Origin of the sequence: Caulobacter vibrioides, assembly GCF_002858865.1 — a bacterium.
Classification (GTDB): Bacteria; Pseudomonadota; Alphaproteobacteria; order Caulobacterales; family Caulobacteraceae; genus Caulobacter; species Caulobacter vibrioides.
Window position 1 is genome coordinate 128,528 of the sequence record NZ_PJRR01000008.1, and the last position, 18,783, is coordinate 147,310.

General features: G+C 66.5%; 17 protein-coding genes and 1 pseudogene. 4 read left to right on the plus strand and 14 right to left on the minus strand.

Annotated elements, in window-relative coordinates; translation table 11 throughout:
* Window positions 1-18: 18 nt before the first annotated feature.
* On the plus strand, window positions 19-951 hold the full coding sequence (locus CVUC_RS04730; protein WP_096033855.1) for a CPBP family intramembrane glutamic endopeptidase: 933 nt from the start codon (window positions 19-21) through the stop codon (window positions 949-951).
* 49 nt (window positions 952-1,000) lie between these two features.
* On the opposite strand, the gene CVUC_RS04735 is transcribed toward CVUC_RS04730, so the two are convergent.
* The 12 genes from CVUC_RS04735 to murC form a co-directional block, all read right to left on the minus strand.
* Window positions 1,001-1,180, minus strand: a complete 180-nt coding sequence (locus tag CVUC_RS04735; RefSeq protein ID WP_233279787.1) for a hypothetical protein — start codon at window positions 1,178-1,180, stop codon at window positions 1,001-1,003.
* A complete protein-coding gene (gene zigA, locus CVUC_RS04740) occupies window positions 1,177-2,397 on the minus strand; it encodes a zinc metallochaperone GTPase ZigA (protein ID WP_096033857.1) in 1,221 nt (406 codons plus the stop codon). Before zigA ends, CVUC_RS04735 begins: the two co-directional genes overlap by 4 nt.
* Before the next feature lie 105 nt (window positions 2,398-2,502).
* On the minus strand, window positions 2,503-4,359 hold the full coding sequence (locus CVUC_RS04745; protein WP_096033858.1) for a M61 family metallopeptidase: 1,857 nt from the start codon (window positions 4,357-4,359) through the stop codon (window positions 2,503-2,505).
* A 122-nt stretch (window positions 4,360-4,481) separates the two neighbouring features.
* Window positions 4,482-6,008, minus strand: a complete 1,527-nt coding sequence (ftsZ, locus tag CVUC_RS04750) for a cell division protein FtsZ (RefSeq protein ID WP_096033859.1) — start codon at window positions 6,006-6,008, stop codon at window positions 4,482-4,484.
* Between the two features lie 34 nt (window positions 6,009-6,042).
* On the minus strand, window positions 6,043-6,108 hold the full coding sequence (locus CVUC_RS04755) for a hypothetical protein (RefSeq protein WP_024265820.1): 66 nt from the start codon (window positions 6,106-6,108) through the stop codon (window positions 6,043-6,045).
* Window positions 6,109-6,379: 271 nt separating this feature from the next.
* Window positions 6,380-7,705, minus strand: a complete 1,326-nt coding sequence (ftsA, locus tag CVUC_RS04760; RefSeq protein WP_012640521.1) for a cell division protein FtsA — start codon at window positions 7,703-7,705, stop codon at window positions 6,380-6,382.
* A gap of 30 nt (window positions 7,706-7,735) precedes the next feature.
* Entirely contained in the window at window positions 7,736-8,644 is a 909-nt protein-coding gene (gene ftsQ, locus CVUC_RS04765) for a cell division protein FtsQ (RefSeq protein WP_012640522.1), read from the minus strand.
* Window positions 8,613-9,587 carry a D-alanine--D-alanine ligase gene (locus tag CVUC_RS04770; protein ID WP_096033860.1) on the minus strand — a complete coding sequence of 325 codons (975 nt, stop codon included), beginning with the start codon at window positions 9,585-9,587 and terminating at the stop codon, window positions 8,613-8,615. The genes ftsQ and CVUC_RS04770 overlap by 32 nt, the downstream gene beginning before the upstream one ends.
* Before the next feature lie 222 nt (window positions 9,588-9,809).
* Window positions 9,810-11,213: a M20/M25/M40 family metallo-hydrolase gene (locus tag CVUC_RS04775; RefSeq protein WP_096033861.1), complete on the minus strand. Its 1,404-nt coding sequence runs from the start codon at window positions 11,211-11,213 to the stop codon at window positions 9,810-9,812.
* Window positions 11,214-11,431: 218 nt separating this feature from the next.
* Window positions 11,432-12,337, minus strand: coding sequence for a UDP-N-acetylmuramate dehydrogenase (gene murB / locus CVUC_RS04780; RefSeq protein ID WP_096033862.1), 906 nt, complete (start codon window positions 12,335-12,337; stop codon window positions 11,432-11,434).
* A complete protein-coding gene (locus tag CVUC_RS04785) occupies window positions 12,334-12,849 on the minus strand; it encodes a DMP19 family protein (RefSeq protein WP_164512740.1) in 516 nt (171 codons plus the stop codon). Before CVUC_RS04785 ends, murB begins: the two co-directional genes overlap by 4 nt.
* Window positions 12,846-14,264 (minus strand): UDP-N-acetylmuramate--L-alanine ligase, encoded by a 1,419-nt coding sequence (gene murC, locus CVUC_RS04790; RefSeq protein ID WP_096033864.1) that lies wholly within the window; start codon window positions 14,262-14,264, stop codon window positions 12,846-12,848. Before murC ends, CVUC_RS04785 begins: the two co-directional genes overlap by 4 nt.
* Here murC and CVUC_RS04795 point away from each other — a divergent pair.
* Window positions 14,263-14,784: a hypothetical protein gene (locus CVUC_RS04795; RefSeq protein WP_096033865.1), complete on the plus strand. Its 522-nt coding sequence runs from the start codon at window positions 14,263-14,265 to the stop codon at window positions 14,782-14,784. The genes murC and CVUC_RS04795 overlap by 2 nt on opposite strands.
* 70 nt (window positions 14,785-14,854) lie before the next feature.
* On the opposite strand, the pseudogene CVUC_RS20305 reads toward CVUC_RS04795, so the two are convergent.
* Together CVUC_RS20305 and CVUC_RS04800 are read right to left on the minus strand one after the other, a co-directional pair.
* Window positions 14,855-14,953: pseudogene (locus tag CVUC_RS20305) on the minus strand (hypothetical protein); the annotation flags it as partial.
* 579 nt (window positions 14,954-15,532) lie between these two features.
* On the minus strand, window positions 15,533-16,429 hold the full coding sequence (locus CVUC_RS04800) for a LysR family transcriptional regulator (RefSeq protein ID WP_096033866.1): 897 nt from the start codon (window positions 16,427-16,429) through the stop codon (window positions 15,533-15,535).
* A 254-nt stretch (window positions 16,430-16,683) separates the two neighbouring features.
* Here CVUC_RS04800 and CVUC_RS04805 point away from each other — a divergent pair, with 254 nt between their 5' ends.
* Both CVUC_RS04805 and CVUC_RS04810 read left to right on the plus strand, forming a co-directional pair.
* Entirely contained in the window at window positions 16,684-17,757 is a 1,074-nt protein-coding gene (locus CVUC_RS04805; RefSeq protein WP_205685751.1) for an alpha/beta hydrolase, read from the plus strand.
* A gap of 382 nt (window positions 17,758-18,139) precedes the next feature.
* A complete protein-coding gene (locus CVUC_RS04810; protein ID WP_096033867.1) occupies window positions 18,140-18,766 on the plus strand; it encodes an SOUL family heme-binding protein in 627 nt (208 codons plus the stop codon).
* Window positions 18,767-18,783 lie beyond the last annotated feature (17 nt).

The following is an 18,783-nucleotide window of genomic DNA, read 5'->3' on the forward strand; positions in this document are numbered from 1 at the left end:
GAAGAGCGGGGGCTCACCTTGAAGACCGTCGAACTCTACGGGCCAAGAGCGCCCAGGCACCGTCGCACGTGGACGGCGGCGGCTGTTCCGCTGATCATCGTCTTCTTCGTCGTGGGCCAGCTGGCCACGGTCCTCGGCGTCCTGATGCCGATGGGCTTCCATCAGGTCGATCTCGAAAGCCAGTGGCTGCCGATGGCGATCCAGCTGGCCGGCTTTGGCTTTTCCGCGTTGCTGCTGCTGGCCTGGGTCTGGCTGTTCGAGCGCCGCTCGCCCTTGGTGCTGGGCCTCAACGGTGAATTTGTTGGACGATACACGCGGGGCCTGCTGGTCGGGTGTGGCTTCCTGCTCAGCGTCATCGGCCTGATCTGGGCGACCGGCGGCTACCGTATCGAAGGGTTCGGCGTGTGGACCGCGCCCTCGCCGATGCTGTTCCTGCCGATCCTGGCCCTGTTCGCCGGTTTCGTGATCCAAGGCGGCACAGAGGAGCTCCTGATGCGCGGCTGGCTGATGCAACTTGTGGCCTCACGCCACGGCTTGGTCATCGCCATCGTCATAAACAGCGTGCTGTTCGCCATCCTGCACGGGGGCAATATCGCGCCGTCGAAGGAACTGGCCTTGGCCCTGGTCAACCTGATCCTGTTCGGCGTGATGATCAGCCTCTACGCGATCAAGGAAGGCTCGCTCTGGGGCGTCTGCGCCTGGCACACCGCCTGGAACTGGCTGCTGGGCGTCGGCTTTGGCCTTGAGGTCAGCGGCGGTCGGATGGCCGTGCAGAGCCTGGTGATCGACCTCGCCCCGAAGGACAGCGCCCCCTGGTGGCTGACCGGCGGCGCGTTCGGCCCCGAGGCCAGCGTGGTGACGACCATCGTCCTGCTAGCGGGCTGCGCCTATTTCGGCGCGACCGGTGCGCTCGCCACTGCCCGCGCTCGCTCGACGGCCTTCGTGGGCTGACACCGCCCCTCCGGTCGCGCGCTCTGGGAGTAGGTTCCAGCGCGCTGACCTACAACGCCTCACAGTAAAAGCGACCGGGCTCCGGGCCCTCGGGATAGAGCATAGAGAAGCGATAGAGGACGAGCGTCCATTCGGCTTCCTCGAGGCTCACCCCGAAGCGCGCGGCGACCCATTCGGGCGTCGGCTCCTGAAGCACGCCGTCGGCGTCCAGCGGTGGCGCGGTCCTCACCACGGCGCGAACGGGTCGGGCAGCTTGGCCCAGGCCTTGGGGCCGAACCCGAACTGCAGGTCCGACAGCAGACAGGCGTCGAAGCCGCGCGTCAGAGCCTCGCGATCCATGTTCTGGCCGATCAGCACGATCTCCTGGCGACGGTCGCCATGGATCGGCTTCCAGACCTTCTCGATCGCCGCTCGCCACGCCGGGTCGTCGGGCCACTGATCGCGCGGCGCCGTGGCCCACCAGCGGCCATGCGGACCAAACTGGGTGACCGCGCCCGCCTGGCTCCAGCCGCCGACCCGGTCGGGGCGCGTCGCCAGCCAGACAAAGCCCTTGGAGCGGATGACGCCGGGCCACTCGCTTTCCAGCCAGGCCTTCAGCTTCTCGGGATGAAAGGGCTTGGAAGCGCGATAGACGAAGTGGCTGATGCCGTATTCCTCGGTCTCGGGCAGCACCTCGCCCATCAGCGCCTTCTGCCAGCCCGCCGCGCCTTCGGCCCGGACCGGATCGAAAAGACCGGTGTCGAGCACGTCGTCCAGCGCGACGGCGCCGCGCTCGGAGCGAACGATCCGAGCCTGTGGATTGAACGTGGCGATGATCGCCTCCAGCTGGCCCAGCTCATCGGCGGACACCAGATCGGCCTTGTTCAGCACGATCACGTCGGCGAACTCGATCTGCTCGACCAGCAGGTCGACGACCGTGCGCGTATCGCCCTCCCCTGCGGTCTCGCCGCGATCAGCCAGCCGGTCGCGCGAACTGTAGTCCCGCAGGAAGTTGAAGGCGTCGACCACGGTGACCATGGTGTCGAGCCGCGCCACGTCCGACAGGCTCTGCTCGGCCTCGTCGCGGAAATCGAAGGTGGCGGCCACTGGCATCGGCTCGGAAACGCCCGTCGACTCGATCAGCAGATAGTCGAAGCGGCGCTCGGCGGCCAGGCGCCGCACCTCGTTCAAAAGGTCCTCGCGCAGCGTGCAGCAGATGCAGCCGTTCGACATCTCGACCAGAGCTTCGTCGGTGCGCGACAGGTCCGCACCGCCTTCGGCGACCAAGGCCGCGTCGATATTGACCTCGCTCATGTCGTTGACGATCACCGCGACCTTCTTGCCCTCGCGGTTAGCCAGGACGTGGTTCAGCAGGGTCGTCTTGCCGGCGCCGAGAAAGCCCGACAGGACCGTGACCGGCAGGCGGCGGTCGATCCTCGCGACCGCCTGGGAAGGCGCAGCACTCATGGGAAGATCCGATATGTTACGTTATAACATATTGACCAGCTCCGCAGCGCCCGACAAGCAAAATGTTATACTATAACACACCCCGCTGGACGGAAGCGGCGCGCCCTATTTCGCCGCTTCGATCTCCGCGCCGAGCCAAGCCGTGCGGAACGCCAGCTGCGCCTCGGTCGGCTTGAGATCGGCCCTTTCGAAGCGCACCACTTCCAGCGTCGGGTCGGCGGCGATGGTCAGCGGCGCCTCACGGACTTGCCCCCGCTGGATGAACTGCACGGTCGTCGCCTCGCCCGGCTTCAGGCGGTCCAGCGCATCGGTCCAGTCGCTCTCGTTGGCGAACACGAAGCGGCCGATGCTGACGATCCGGTCGCCGACCTCCACCCCGGCGCCGTAGAGCGGGCTGTTCGGAACGGGCGGCGCGTCGAGCAGCAGCTCCGAACCGTTCACCTTGACGCGCGCGGCGCCCAGCCAGGCCTTCTTGGGGGCCTTCTGGCGCAGCTTGAGCCCGGCCCGCTCCAGCAGCGGTGCGAAGTCCGGCAGGGCCGAGCCCTCGATGCTGGCCTTGAAGAAGGCGTCGGCGAAGGCCTGATCCCCGGTCGTCTTGGCCAGGGCGGCGCGGACGTCAGCGGGCGTGTAGGGCTTCTCGGTCGCGCCATGGGCGCGCCACATCTGCTTCATGAAGTCGTCGAGGCTGAGCGGCTTGTCGCGTCCGCGCAACTGCAGGTCCAAGGCCAGGCCGATCACCGCGCCGTACGGGTAGTACGAGGTGAAGATGTTCGGATTGACCGGATCCAGCGCCGCAGCCGCATCGACGAACGGCGCGCGCAAACTCATCTCCTGCGGCGAGCCATAGAGCCGACCCGGACCGTTGACCACGCCGTTCAGCGTGCCGGAAAGACCGGTGAGGAACTCGTCCATCGTCGACTGCCCCGCGCGACGGATCAGCAGTGGGCCGTAGTACTGGGTGAAGCCTTCGGCGAGCCACAGGGACGGCGTCGGGTTGGCCTTGGTGAAGTCGAACGGCTCCAGCTCGGCCGGGCGGATGCGCTCGACGTTCCAGGCGTGGAACAGCTCGTGGCTGGCCGTGCCCAGCTGGCTGAAATTGCCCCGGAACAACGAGCGAGGCTGGCTGATGAAGGTGGAGTTGCGATGCTCCATGCCATCGCCGGTGATCTGCGGCATGTAGTCGGCTATGAAGGTGTATTCGCCGTAGTCGAACTTGGGCAGTTCGCCGAACACCTTGATGTGCTCGGGCACGATGGCCTTCAGCTTCTCGGCGAAGGTGTCAGCATCCGCCTCCGTTCCCGTATGATGCAGGGCCAGGCGGAAGGTGTAGTCGCGCCCCTTGTCGGTCACCTTCCACTCGCGCACGGTCATGGCGCTGAGCTCGGTGGGGCTGTCCATGAAGTACTGCAGGTTTGGCGCCCAGAAGCTGTCGGGCTGACCCGTCACCGGAGGCAGCTGGGTGGCGATCTTCCAGCTGGGATCGGCGCGCTCGAAGCGAACGCGGATCGGCTTGTCGTCATAACCGACCGCCCACAGGAAGGTCGCCGGCATGTTCAGGTGAGCGTGGGTCGTATCGATCTGCGAATAGGTCCCATCACCGCGATCGGCATAGAGGGTGTAGGTGACCTTCACCGTTCCATCGTGCCCCGAAACCGACCAGCCATAGGGCTCGGCGCGGTCGACCTTCAACGGCTTGCCCGCGCCGTCGACGGCGGTGACCTGATAGACGTTCTTGGCGAACTCATGGATCGCGTAACGCCCGGGCGACGACCGCGACATCCGAAGTTGCAGGGCGCCCTTGGGGACCTTGCGGAACGTCGCCGTGATCCGGGCCTCGCGGTGCGTGGCGTTCGGGAAAGCCACTTCGTACTGCACAGGGGCTGCAGGCCCCGGGTCCTGCGCGGCCGCCGCGCTGGCCGTGGCCAAGGTCAAGGCCGAAAGGCCGAGCAGAAGCTTACGCATGATTTCCCCTCGCGATCGCGGGGCGAACTGTGGCCAACCCCGGCGAGAGTCGCAAGGCGAGCACCCAAAGCAAAACGCCCCGGGAGCAATCCCGGGGCGTTTCGTCAGGTCTTGTCGGTCTTTCAGTTGGCCAGGCGGCGCAGGAACGACGGGATCTCCAGATCCTCGGCGTCATCGGCCTGCGGCGTCTCGATCGGCTGCAGCTGCGGGCGGGCGCTCTGGGCCGAGCGGGCCTGGGGCTGCGGCGCCGAGGCCTGTTGCTCGTAACGCTGGCGACCACCGCCGAACATCGAGAAGAACCCGCCCTGCTTCTGGGGACGACGCTCTTCGTAGTAGTTGTTCTCGGGGAACAGCGGCTCGTCGGCGACGTCGTCGACCAGCGGATCGACGATACGGCTCACCGGCCGGGCCGGAGCCGCGGAAATACGCGGGTCTTCAGCTACAGTCGGCTCGTCGTAGTAAAGCTCGGCTTCCGGCTCAGGCTGGGGGGCCGACATCACGATCTCGGGTTCCGGCGCGGGCTCGGGCGCGAAAGCCACGGGACGCTCGACCGGGCGCGCGGCTTCGTAGCGGGCGGTCGGACGAGCCGGCTCAGGCTGCGGCGCGGGACGCGAGGTCTCGGCGATCAGCGGGGCGGCCGAGATGTTGCGCGACACGGGCTTGGGCTCGATCTGGGCGATCGAGGCGCCGTCCATGCCGGTGGCGACCACCGACACGCGGATCACGCCTTCCAGCGACGGATCGAAGGCCGCGCCGAAGATGATGTTGGCTTCCGGATCGACCTGGTCGGAGATCGCATTGGCGGCCTCGTCGACTTCCAGCAGGGTCATGTCCATGCCGCCGGTCACGTTGACTAGCACGGCCTTGGCGCCCTTCAGCGAGACTTCGTCCAGCAGCGGGTTGGCGATGGCGTTCTGAGCGGCCATCAGGGCGCGGTCTTCGCCGGTGCCCTCGCCGGTGCCCATCATCGCCTTGCCCATCTCGGTCATGACCGTGCGGACGTCGGCGAAGTCGAGGTTGATCAGGCCCGGCAGGACCATCAGGTCGGTGATCGAGCGCACGCCCGAGTGCAGAACCTGGTCGGCCATGCCGAACGCTTCGGCGAAGGTCGTGCGCTCGTTGGCGACGCGGAACAGGTTCTGGTTCGGAATGACGATCAGGGTGTCGACATAGCGCTGCAGCTCCTGGATGCCGCTGTCGGCCAGGCGCATGCGGTGACGACCTTCGAAGTGGAAGGGCTTGGTCACGACGCCGACGGTCAGGATGCCGCGTTCACGGGCGCACTTGGCGATGATCGGCGCAGCGCCGGTGCCGGTGCCGCCGCCCATACCGGCGGTGATGAACACCATGTGAGCGCCGTCGAGGTGCTCGCCGATCTCGGGGAAGCTCTCTTCGGCCGCGCTCATGCCCACCTCGGGGTGCGCGCCGGCGCCCAGGCCCTGGGTGATTTGCACGCCCAGCTGGATGCGACGGTCCGTCTTGGCGAACTGAAGCTGTTGAGCGTCAGTGTTGGCCACCACGAACTCCACACCTTCGAGGCCCGCCTCGATCATGTTGTTCACGGCGTTGCCGCCAGCGCCGCCGACGCCGAAAACCACGATACGCGGCTTCAGCTCGGTCGTACGCGGCGCGGAAAGAGAAATAGCCATGGGACCCTCGCGTCCTTACGCCGAAATCGTCAAATTAGACCTCGGCGACACCCAATCGCCGGGGATGCCTCGACGATCGTGTTAACAGAACAACCACCATCGTTAATCGGCGGTTAACTGCATAATCTGAGTCGTGGTCCGGTCGAGCGGGACCGTTGGATAAATTGTGGTCTATCAACAGAATCCCCCAATGAACCAAAGGTCCTACGGGGATCCACAGGCGCGTGCGACCGAACGCCGCTGAGGCTCAAAACCTCCGTCTACAACCGCTTCCAGGCAGCAAAAGGCCCGGTCAAGACGCTCGACCGGGCCCTAAAAGTTAAACTGTAGTGTTACTCACGCTTTAAGACTTCGCGCGCTTTTGTCGCGGCTTAGAGATTGTCGCGCAGCCAGGCGGCCGCCTTGGCCATCGGGCTGGCGTTGGGGTCGATGGGACGCTTGCGAGCCACGCCGCCGGCCAGGGCCTTGGACGAGACCGCCTCGCGCGGGCCAAAGGCGGTACGGTGCAGGACGCCGGCGGCGGCGCAGAAGGCCGGGCCCGACGCGGCGTCGGCCAGATGCGGCACCCGGCGCGGACGACCCAGGCGAACGGGACGGTCGAAGACGCGCACGGCCACTTCGCGCACGCCGGCCAGCTGGCTGGCGCCGCCGGTCAGCACGATGCCCGCGCCCGGCTCGACCGGCGCGCCCGAGGCCTTCAGGCGCTCGCGCAGCAGTTCCAGGGTCTCTTCGACGCGCGGCTGGATGATGCCCTTGAGCAAGCTGCGCGGCGCGATCACCGGACCCGCGCCCGGATCGTCGCCACGCGGCGGCGCCTCGATCATCTCGCGGTCCTCGTTGGCCGAGGCGATGGCGCTGCCATGCAGGGTCTTGATGCGCTCGGCGCCCACGACCGAGGTCTGCAGGCCGCGCGCGATGTCCTGGGTCACGTGACCGCCGCCGACAGCCAGGCTGTCGACGTGGCAGAGCGCGCCATTGTTGAACACCGCCACCGAGGTCGAGCCGCCGCCCATGTCGATGCAGACGGCGCCCAGATCCATCTCGTCCTCTTCCAGGGCCGCCAGGGCCGAGGCGAAGGGCGCAGCGACAATCCCCTCGAACGACAGGTGGGCGCGCTCCACGCAATGGGCCAGGGTGTGGAAGATGTTCTCGTTGACCGAAACGACCAGCAGCTCCAGCCCCAGGGCGCGGCCGAACATGGCGCGGGGATCACGGATGCCCCGCTGACCGTCGACCGACCAGGCGATGGGCAGGAGGTGGATCGGCTTGCGGCCCGGAATGCGGACCTGGGCCAGGGCCGAGGCGATGGCGCGCGACAGGTCGCCGTCGCCGATCGGACGGGCGCCCAGCGAGACCTGGGTGTGCACGCGATGGCTGGCCAGCTGGCCGCCGGCGGTGCAGACGCTGACGCCCTGGACGCTGACGCCGGCCACGGTCTCGGCGCGCTCCACGGCCTGGGCGATCGCCTGGGCGGCCTCGTCCAGATTGACGATCGCGCCGCCGCGCACGCCGCGCGACTGCACATAGCCCACACCCGCGGTCGTCAGAGTGCGGTTATCCCGGTGGACGCCGTCAGCCTTCATGATGAAGCACGTCACCTTCGACGCGCCCAGATCGACGGCCGCGATGGCGGGCTGGCGCACGAGCGTCGCCTTCAGGCCTTCACGGGCCTGTTTCCGATCCTCCATTCGCGACATCGCTATTGCCACCTCAGCCCATCACGTCACTTACGCCCCGTCAGCCGCAGGCTGCCCGGGCAGCACCGCGTCGCGGGGTCTCACAGCCACCATTTCGGGGTCGCGCAGATCAATCCGCGCAAAACCCATGTCCAGGATTCGCTGCCTTTGGTCGAGCTGATCCAATTGAATCAGCGCGGATTCTTCGTCGATGGCCGGCAGCTGGATCAGCGAGCCGTCCTTCAGCCGCAGGTCCCAGCGGCGCTCGTCCACCCGGACCATCGCTTCCAGCCGGTCACGCAGGCGCGGACGCGAGGCGACGGCCGGCAGGATCAGGCCGGCGGCCTGATCGGCGCCCTGCCCCACCACCAGCGGCAGCTGCGGGAACCGCGCCGGATCGGCCTCGGTGATGACCTGACCCTCGCTGTCGATGACCTTCATGCGGCCGTGATTCTGCCAGACCGCCAGAGCCGGCCGTTCCTCAACCGCGATCAGCACGGTGTCGGGCAGCATGCGCACGACCTTGGCGTCCTTGACCCAGCCCACGCCCTGGACGCGGTCCCGCACGTCGGCGAGGTCCATGCCCAGGGTCGGCTGGTCCAGGTACAGGCCCGAAGCCTTGAGGATATCGGCCTGGGCGGTCGCCGAGGCGCCGCGGATATGGACGGTCTTCAGCCTGAAGCCGGCGGAGGCGAAGGTGTTGTCGACGCCGCGGACCATGGACGCGCCGAGGCGCTCGGCGCGATGGCCGGTCGCGAGCATCACCACAAGACCAAGACCCAGGGCCGCGCCGGCCACGCTGAGGGCCACCGTGGGCGACAGGCCCACGCCGCGCGCGGCGTGCAGCTTCGCAGCCGGCTGCGCCTTGCGGGGCGCCGGCTTACCTTTACTCGGACTTGCGGGCGCTTCGGCCCGGGGTCGCCTAGGCTTAGGCGGTCCCCCCCGCACTACAGCGGGCATAAGCGTCCTCCACGATCCACAAAACTAACTGGTCAAACGGGATCCCGACGTGGTCGGCCTGCTCGGGAGCGAGCGAGGTCGGCGTCATGCCAGGCTGCGTGTTGACCTCTAGAAGGACCAGAAGGTCGTTAATGTCGTCATAACGGAAGTCCGACCGGGTTACCCCTCGGCAACCAAGAGCGGTATGGGCCAGCTCGGCCATCCGCATGGCGCGATCCCTTACAGCATTGGGGATTGGGGCCGGGAGGACGTGGATTGAACCGCCTTCAGAGTACTTGGCTTCGTAGTCGTAAAAACCTGTGGATGCACGGATATCGGTCACCGCCAGCGCTCTGGGACCATTTGACTCACCCAGAACGGCGACCGCCAGCTCCATCCCCTGGATGTAGGGTTCGACCATGACTTCCTCGCCAAAGGTCCAGGACGGCGCGCCGACCTCCTCGGGCGGACGATTGGCGCCTTCCTTGATGATGAAGACGCCCACCGACGAGCCTTCGGCGTTCGGCTTCACGACATAGGGGGGCTGCAGCACATGGTCGCGTGCGACATCGTGTCGGTTGAAGAGCCCCCCGCCCGGCACCGTGACGCCGGCCGCGGCCAGCACAGCCTTGGCCTTGGCCTTGTCCATCGCCAGGGCCGAGGCCAGCACGCCTGAGTGGGTGTAGGGCAGCTTCAGCGTCTCCAGCACGCCCTGGACGCAGCCGTCCTCGCCCCATTCGCCGTGCAAAGCGTTGAAGACCATGTCCGGCTTGGTCGCCGTCAGCACCTGGGCCACATCCGGGCCTGGATCAATGCGGGAGACCTTGGCGCCCAGCCGCTCCAGCGCCTCGGCGCAGGCCGCGCCCGACACCAGACTGACCTTGCGTTCCGACGAGGGGCCGCCGAGCAGGACGGCGATGTGGCGGCCGGCCAAAGGGGCGTCAGCTTGGGGCTGCTGGGTCATTTTCCGGGAGACTCTTTGGAAGGCTGTGACGTTCAGCCACTCCTAGTCAGCCCGAGCGCGCCTGCCAACCGCAAGACGCTGAACCAAGTCATGTCATCCCGGCCAAGCGCGAAGCGCGCAGAGCCGGGACCCAGGGGCCACCGCATTGCCGTTGGCCCCTGGGTCCCGGACAGCCTCTCCGAGGCTTCCGGGATGACACCAGTTTGGAACCTAGACCGACGCCTACTTCGCCGCCGGAGCCGCCGGCTTCAGCGCGCGGAAGTCGACGTCGCTGTCGGCCACCAGATAGACCAGCGAGGTCCAGGCCGCGACGTTCTGGGCCAGTTCGGCGGGGCGAACCTTGTCCAGCGTGTCGTCCATGGTGTGGTGGTAGTCGAAGTAGCGGCTGGCGTCCTGGTTCAGGTTGATGACCGGCACCCCGGCCCGCTCGATCCCGGCGACGTCCGCGCCCGCGCCGGCGGCGGGGGTGCGATCGACATAGATCTTCAGCGGGGCCAGCACGCTGGCGGCGGCCTTGACCACCGGATGGTCCAGCGAGCCCGCTGGAACCTGCAGGCTGTAGATGCGGTCCGCGCCCGTGTCGCTCTCGCCGGCCAGCACCATGTTAGACAAGGCGTCCTTGTTCGCCGCCAGATAGGCCTCGGACGACCCGCCGCTCTCTTCGGAGCCCCACATCACCACGCGGATCGTGCGCTTGGGACGCTTGGGCAGGTCGCCGATCAGCTTGGCCGCCGCCGTGGTGATGGCGATGCCGGTGGCGTCGTCCAGGGCGCCGGTGCCGACGTCCCAGCTGTCCAGGTGGCCGCCGATGACGATGACCTCGTCCGGCTTCTCCGAGCCCTTGATGTCGCCCGAGATGTTCCAGGCCACGTTGTTAGGATTGACGCTCGACTCCAGCTTGAGCTTCACCCGCATCGGGACCTTGCGCGCGGCCAGACGCTCCAACTGCTCGGCCTCGGGAACGCCGATCGCAGCGGCCGGGATGGTCACCACACCCTCGCCGCTGGCGGTGCCGCCGGTGTGCGGAACGGTGGAGTCGGACGTCGAGATCGAGCGGATCAGCATGGCGACCGCGCCACGCTTGGCGGCCTCAACCGGGCCGATCCGGCGCGAGACGCCCGCCGCGCCATAGCCGGCGCCGTTCTGGGTGCGGACCATCGGCTGGGTGATCACCACGATCTTGCCCTTCAGCGCGCCGTCCGGCGCGGCCATCATGTCGGCGACGGTCTTGAACAGCGCGACCTCGGCCTCGATGCCGCCGGCCGGCGTCGACACCGTGCGGCCCAGACCCACCGCGCCCAGCTTCATGGCGTAGGGTGCGACCAGCTCGGCGCTCTCCTCGCCCCGGCTCCAAGAGGGCTTGGCGAACTCATCGACCTTGATGTTGGTGAAGCCCAGCGCCTTGAACTTGGCGACCGACCAGTCCTTCGCCTTGGCCATGGCCGGCGAGCCGACGAGGCGCGGGCCGATATTGGTGGTCAGGTCCTCGGTGATGTCCCAGGCCAGATAGTCGCGCAGGGCCTTGTCCCGCAGCGCTTCGGCGGTCTTGAGGTCCTGGGCGTGCGCAGCGCTGCAAACAAGAGCGAAGGCGGCGGAAGCAATCAACAGACGACGGAACATGTGCAAGGTGTCTCCCCAAAGGCGGGCGAGTCATAACACCGGTTCGGGCCAGGGGGAGTCAGCAATGGGGCTGGGGGGCGATGGAGGCACCACGCGCTGCTCATAATCCTCCCCCAGAGGGGGAGGTGGTCCGAAGGACCGGTGGGGGAAGAAGCAGGCTTGGTCGAACTTCCCCCTCCGTCCGCTTCGCGGACACCTCCCCCGCTAGGGGGAGGATTGGGTCACTACCCCGCCCGTCCGATCCGCTTGATTTCCCAGTCGAGCTGGACGCCGGTCTTGGCCAGGACGTCGGCGCGCACGGCCTCGCCCAGGCCCTCGAGATCCGCCGCCGTGGCTTCGCCGGCGTTGATCAGGAAGTTGCAGTGCAGAGGCGAGAACATCGCCCCACCGAACGGTTTCCCGCGCCAGCCGGCCTCGTCGACCAGCTTCCAGGACGAGTGCCCCGGCGGGTTCTTGAAGGTCGAGCCGCCGGTCTTTTCGCGGATCGGCTGGGTGGTCTCGCGGCGCGCGGTGATCTCGGCCATGCGGGCCTTGATCGCCTCGGGTTCGTCGGGCGTTCCTTCGAAGATCGCGTCCAGCACGATCACCGGCTCGCCGTCCTGCAGGGCGCTGTGGCGATACGTGTAGTGCAGGTCCTCGACGCTGAGTTCGCGCACGACGCCGGCGCGGTCCATCACGCGCACCGACTTGACCACATTGACCGTCTCGGCGCCGTAGCAGCCGGCGTTCATAATCACCGCGCCGCCGATCGTGCCGGGCACGCCGACATAGAACTCCAGCCCCGCGATGCCGGCCTCCGCCGCCTTGCGGGCCAGGATGGCGTCGGGCACGGCGCTGCCGGCCTTGATGCGGTTGTCGCCCAGGGCCTCGACCCCGTTGAAGCCCTTGCCCAGACGGATGACCACCCCGTCGACGCCGCCGTCGCGGACCAGCAGGTTCGACCCCACGCCGATGGCCATCACCGGCACGCTGGGATCCAGGCTTTTAAGGAAGTCCGACAGGTCCTGCTCGTCAGCCGGCAGGAACACCACGTCGGCCGGACCGCCGACACGGAACCAGGTGAACGGCGCCAGCGGCTCGTCGATCAGCAGCTTGCCGCGGACAGTCGGGAGTTGGGTCTTCCAGGTCATTGCGTTGGCCGGCTGTGTTGTTGCGCGAAGAAGTCCGCAGCGGCATCAAAACCGCCAGCCTCGTTCGCCATCAAATCCCAAAACCTACTGTCGGCCGAGCACACGTCGCATTCAGGTCCATGATCCACGCCGTGCGCTTCTTCGAAGGCATCCAAGGCGTCGTTGCGCTCATCGCGATCTCGCGGATAGCTCGGCCCCAACCATGCCATAGCTTCTTCCACCAGATCCGCTGAGCGCGGCATTCCGATGGCCCTGAAGCCCGCTACAGCTTCCGGCGCAAGCACGCCGGTTGAGTTCGAAAAGAACTGGGAGAAACCACCATTATGAACCTCGCTCTGTAGCCAGTGCGTGGCGAGAAGATGTTTCGACGGCGTCGGCACAGCTGAAAATCCGGCGAGAAACACTTCCGGTCCGTCATAGATGCTGACCGCATCCCAGTACGGATCAACGAGCGCCCAGTATCTTGGGGGCTGCTTCCTTCGAAGCGATGCCAACCAGGTCTTCCAGCTCACTTGGTCAGCGCTTCCAGCTGTCCCGGCAAGGCGTAGGACCAGGTGGTGATATCGCCGGCGCCCAGCAGCACGACCAGGTCCCCGCTGGTCGCCTCGGCGGCGATCAGGCGCGGCAGGGCCGTCGGGTTCTCCAGCGGGAGCGCGCGGCGGTGGCCGAACTTCTTGAGGCCCGCGACCAGGGCGTCGCGATCGACGCCCGGAATCGGCTGCTCTCCGGCGGTGTAGACATCGGCCACGATCACCGTGTCGGCGTCGTTGAAGCAGCTGGAGAACTCGGTCATCAGATCGCGCAGGCGCGTGTAGCGGTGCGGCTGAACCACGGCGATCACCTTGCCGGTCGACACCGCGCGGGCGGCCTTGAGCACGGCGGCGATCTCGACCGGGTGGTGGCCGTAGTCGTCGACCACGCGGATGCCGTTGGCGACGCCCGTGGTGGTGAAGCGGCGCTTGACCCCGCCGAAGCCGGCCAGGCCCTTGGCGATCGCTTCGGCGTCGACGCCCAGCTCGCGCGCCACGGCCACGGCGGCGGCGGCGTTCAGCACGTTGTGGTGGCCGGCCATCGGCATCTTCAGGCCGTGATAGCGCACGACCTCGCCGTCGCGCGGCGAGACCACGATGTCGAAGGTCGCGCCCTCCGGACCCATGGCGATGTTGGAGACCCGCACCTCGGCCTGCGGGTTGGTGCCGTAGGTCACCAGGCGGCGGTTCTCGATCCGCGCGGTCAGGGCCTGCACTTCCGGATGATCGGTGCAGACCGCGGCGAAGCCGTAGAACGGGATGTTCTGGATAAAGTCCTGAAAGCCCTTCTTCACCGCCTCGAAGTCGCCCCAGTGGTCCAGGTGCTCGGCGTCGATATTGGTGACGATGGCCACCGTCGACTTCAGGCGCAGGAACGAGCCGTCGCTCTCGTCGGCCTCGACGACGATCCAGTCGCCCTCGCCGACCTTGGCGTTGGTGCCATAGGCGTTGATGATGCCGCCGTTGACGACGGTCGGGTCCAGGCCCCCAGCGTCCAGCAGGGTGGCGACCATCGAGGTGGTGGTCGTCTTGCCGTGCGTACCGCCGACGGCGATCGAGAACTGCAGGCGCATCAGCTCGGCCAGCATCTCGGCGCGGCGCACCAGCGGCAGGCGCTTGTCGCGGCCGGCGACCATCTCCGGGTTATCGGCCTTGACCGCCGTGGAATAGACGATGGCCGACGCGCCCTCGACGTGGGCGGCGTCATGGCCGATGAAGATCCGCGCGCCCAGCTTTTCCAACCGCTCGGTATTGGCGCTGGCCTTGGCGTCGCTGCCCTGAACGGTGTAGCCGATACGGATCATGATCTCGGCGATGCCGGACATGCCGATGCCGCCGATGCCGATGAAGTGCACGGGGCCGAGTTCGAAGGGTACGGGGCGTCGACGCTGGATCATGAAAAGCCGATTAGACCAATTCCGCGCGACGCGAAACGCCCTGTTGGCGCTGGTTGTGTGGACAACGCCGGCGCTCGCCCAAACCGCCTCCCCCGCTACGCTTCCGGCCCCGCTTGAGCTGCGGCTGGCCGACGTCGGCCGCTTCGCCGTCTTCGTCGATCTGACCAGCGTCCGGTGGACCGGCCGCACCGCGAAACTGCGCGTGCTGCAGGTCACCGAGGGCGGCTTCAAGGCCGGGGCCGAGGAATACTGGGGCGGCTGGCGTCACGAGGTCATCGACTGCGACGCCCGCACCATCGCCCACGCCGGCTTTGGCAGCATCCGCGCGGGCGGGCGCGAAGGCCCGGTCACCGGCCGCCAAGGCCCGCCCGCCCCGATCCCGCCCGGCGGCGCCGACGACGCAGCGGCCAAGGTGGTCTGCGACGGCTGGAAGCCGTTCGCCGGGGTTCCGGTGGCGACCAGCGTCGAGCAGGCGGTGGGCCTGGCCCGGCCGCTGATCGAGACGGGGGCGGAGCCTTGAACTTCCTTTAACGCTGTCATCCCGGACAAGCGCGAAGCGCGCCGATCCGGGACCGCCGGAAGCGCGGCGCTCAGGCGTCGGTCCCGGATCTTCGCCGTGCCGGCTCGTCCGGGATGACATCGAAAATGAGAAGGCACGGGTTCGCGCCCTCGCCGGTTTGACCAGCAAGTTGAGGAGGCGGCGGAGCGTCCGGGCCAGGCCCGGATGAGGATAGTGGGAGTACCGTTTCGGCCGTGGCCGGAGCGCTCGGTGCGGTTGTTATTCGATGAGCCCTCGGGGCGCGGGGTTTTTAGAGGCCCCAGGCGGGCGGAAGGGAAGCGCCCCCTCCGGACCGCGCGGGCGATTTCAGCCCGCGCCTGCAGCGCTCGCCGCCGTCGCCGGGCTGTCCACGAGCGCGTTAGCGACCGATTTGCCCGGCGAAACCCCTGCGGGGATTACACACCTCGAACCGATCTCCGCCGGGGACTGCATCGACAACGGTCAGGCGAGCACGACCCGCACAACCGCCTCCACCGCCCGTCAGGTCGCCAGCTGGACGCCCTCCCCTTGCGATGAAGCGGGGAGAAGTATGCGGCCGTTTTGCAGGGGGCTGCGTCGATTTTGGATCGTGACGCTGGGTGGCGGGGTTAGGGCGTTGAATTTGTTTGGGGTGGAGGGGCGTCTGCCCCCTTGGGCGAACGGGCATAGGACAGTCTGGAACTGATGTGTCTACGCCGCTACCGAAAATCCGGAAGCCTGGAGCACCTATTCAGCCGCTGCGATAGCGCAAGGTGTCGACAATCATCTGGAACGGCAACAGGTTCTGGCGGCGGCTTGGATAGTAGAGGAAATAGCCATCAAACAATGGCGACCACTCATCCAGAACCTGCTCTAGGGCGCCCGATGCCAAATGCATCTCGACGGTGCTTTCCGGCACATACGCAATGCCAAAGCCGCTCACCGCCGCGTCGATCATGGCGTAGGAATTGTTGAACGTCAGCTGTCCCTCGACCCTGACCCGAAGCGACTTTCCAAGCCTCTCGAACTCCCAAGCATAGAGGCTGCCTGAGGTCTCATGACGCATGTTTATGCAACGATGCCGGATCAAGTCCTGCGGGCGTTCGGGACGGCCGCGGGCGGCGAAATAGTCCGGCGAGGCCACCGCAATGAGCCGCCAATCAGGGCCAATTCGGACAGCAATCATGTCCTTCTCAACGCTCTCGCCCAGCCGAACGCCAGCGTCGTAGCCTTCCTCAACGATGTTGCGGAAGGTGCTGTCCAGACATAACTCCACGCTGATATCGGGGTAGGCGTGCAGTAGCGGCTTCAGCTTGGGCCACACCACGGTGGCCAGTGCATGGTCCGACAGGGTGAGGCGGATGGATCCCGACGGTTTGTCCCGGAACGCCGTGAGCGCAACAATCTCTTCATCGATCTCACTCAATCGGGGCGTGATCGTCTGTAGCAGTCGTTCGCCCGCAGTTGTCGTGGCGACATTGCGCGTGGTCCGCGTGAGGAGCCGGATCCCCATCCGCGTTTCCAGCTGTTTGATCGCATGGCTAAGCGTCGATTGCGCCACACCCAGACGCGCGGCAGCCTTCGTGAAGCTGCGCTCTTCAGCCACCGCTTGAAACCAGGTCAGCTGATTGAAGTCGGTTCTTTCCAAACGAGCCTCCTGCGCAACGCTACATTATTTGATCCAGTCGATTAGTTCATGCCGATTCAGACGGATAATCATTGGCGTGACCACCGCTAAATTAGCGGTCCCATGATCGAAGCACCGGATCTCCCAAACCCCTCCGCTCCTGAGAAGCCGAACCCGATCATGGCCGCCATGCCTGCGGCCCTGACGAGCAGTTGTCATCGCCGTCCCAAAACAACGCTTCGCTGTCCGTCCCCCCCAGCGATGAAAGGAACGCCATGACACCGCCCTACATGTCCACGCGCCGGAAGCTCCTGAGAGTCGGCGTCGCCGCTACGCTCTTGCCTCAACCCCTTTTGGCGCAGGTGCGCCAGTCCCCAGAAAGGTCTCTAGCCGTGCCCTTGCAACCTGATGGCTACACGTTTGCGCTGTCTCCCGACGTCTCCAGAACCCCGGTGCGCTATCGCAATCGCTATGGGATCGAGATTGCGGGCGACCTCTATCGCTCCAAGTCCTTCAACAGCGCCCACAAGCACAGCGCGCTTGTGGTCGGACCTCCCCATGGCGGGATAAAGGAGCAGGGCGGCGGCATCTATGCCCAGGAAATGGCAAAGCGCGGCTTCGTCGCCCTAGCATTCGACCCCTCATACAATGGCGAGAGCGGCGGCTCACCGCGCAACATCACCTCGCCTGAACTCTTTGCGGAAGATTTCAGCGCCGGAGTCGATTTTCTTGGAACCCTGCCAGAAGTAGCCCGAGATCGGATCGGTGCAATCGGCATTTGTGGGAGCGGAGGATTTCTCCTCAGCCAAGCTGCTGTCGACATCCGCATCCGGGCGGTTGCCACCACCTCCATGTATGACATCAGCCGGATGTTGCGAAATGGCTGGGAAGACAGCGCGACCGAGGCTGACCGTCGCGGCACACTCAACAGTCTTGCAGCCCAGCGCTGGGCTGACGTTGATCACGGCCGTCCGCAATTGCAGCCCACCTTCCCGGACAAGATGCCCTCTGGCGGGCTAGATCCAATCACCCAGGAGTTCTTTGATTACTACGTCGCCGACCGGGGCCGTCATCCGCGCTCGATCGGCGGATTTACTCTGACGAGTGGCATGTCACACATCAATTTCGGCCAGCTTCGGCACATAGCCGATATCGCTCCGCGACGCATTCTTCTGGTCACCGGCGATCAGGCGCACAGCCGGTTTTTCACCGAGACTGTGCACAAGCAAGCGCCGCAACACAGCGAGCTGGTCGTCGTGTCAGGCGCACGCCATATCGACCTTTATGATCGCGTGGACCTGATACCGTTCGACAAGTTCACGGCGTTTTTCAAGGAGCAGCTGTCTTAGGACCAAAGGCCAGCTGCGATAGTCCCCCAACGCCCCTTCCCAGCCGACGGAAGGGTGTGATTGGGGGGCCAATCCTGTCCAGAAAGGTCTGAGACGCTCCTCACCCAAACAAGTTGCAACGCGTGAGGGCGTGAGGGACGCGTCGTCCGTTCTACCAGATCAGCCAACGCCTCAACAACAGATGGCCATGGCCTCGACGGTCAGTTCGTCTTTCAGGGGTCATCAGGACCGAGCCCTCTTCATCGGCGCCGCCACCGGCGTCTCGCTGCCCGCCTGACGCCCATCCGCCGGCCAGGCCGATCTTGCCCACGCAACGAAGTAAGGTCCGGGCCGTTCAGTTCAGTGTTAGCGTGGTCGCCGGGCGCCCGGCGGGGGAAAAGGCATGAGCATGACCCTGAGACGCATGGCCATGACCGCAGTGTTTGCGGCAGTCTTTCTGGGAACCGTGGCCATGGCCGTTGAAGAACCCGTCTTTAAGGTCGTCCTCCACGAGGGCGACTTTGACGTTCGCGACTATCCGGCCCTGGTGGTCGCCGAAGTGACCGTCAGCGGCGATCAGAAACAGGCGGCCAATCGCGGCTTTCGACTGCTGGCCGGCTATATCTTCGGCGGCAACAGGACGCGCCAGAGCATCGCCATGACCGCGCCGGTCGCCCAGGCGCCGGCCAGCCAGACCATCGCCATGACGGCGCCGGTCACCCAGACCCAAAGCGCCGGCCAGTGGGTCGTGAGGTTCACCATGCCCAGCCGCTACAGTCTGGAAGCCCTTCCTGAGCCGAACGACCCCCAGGTGAAGCTTCGCCTCATTCCGCCGTCCCGCCTGGCGGTGCTGCGCTTCTCGGGCCTGGCCGGAGCGGACACGGTCGAGGCCAAGACCGCTGACCTGAAGAAACGCCTGTCTGCCCACCAGTTGCAGGCGACCGGGCCCGCGACGCTGGCGCAGTACAATCCGCCCTGGACCCCATGGTTCATGCGCCGCAACGAGGTGATGATCCCCGTCGCCCCCTAAGCGCTCAGCCCAGTCGG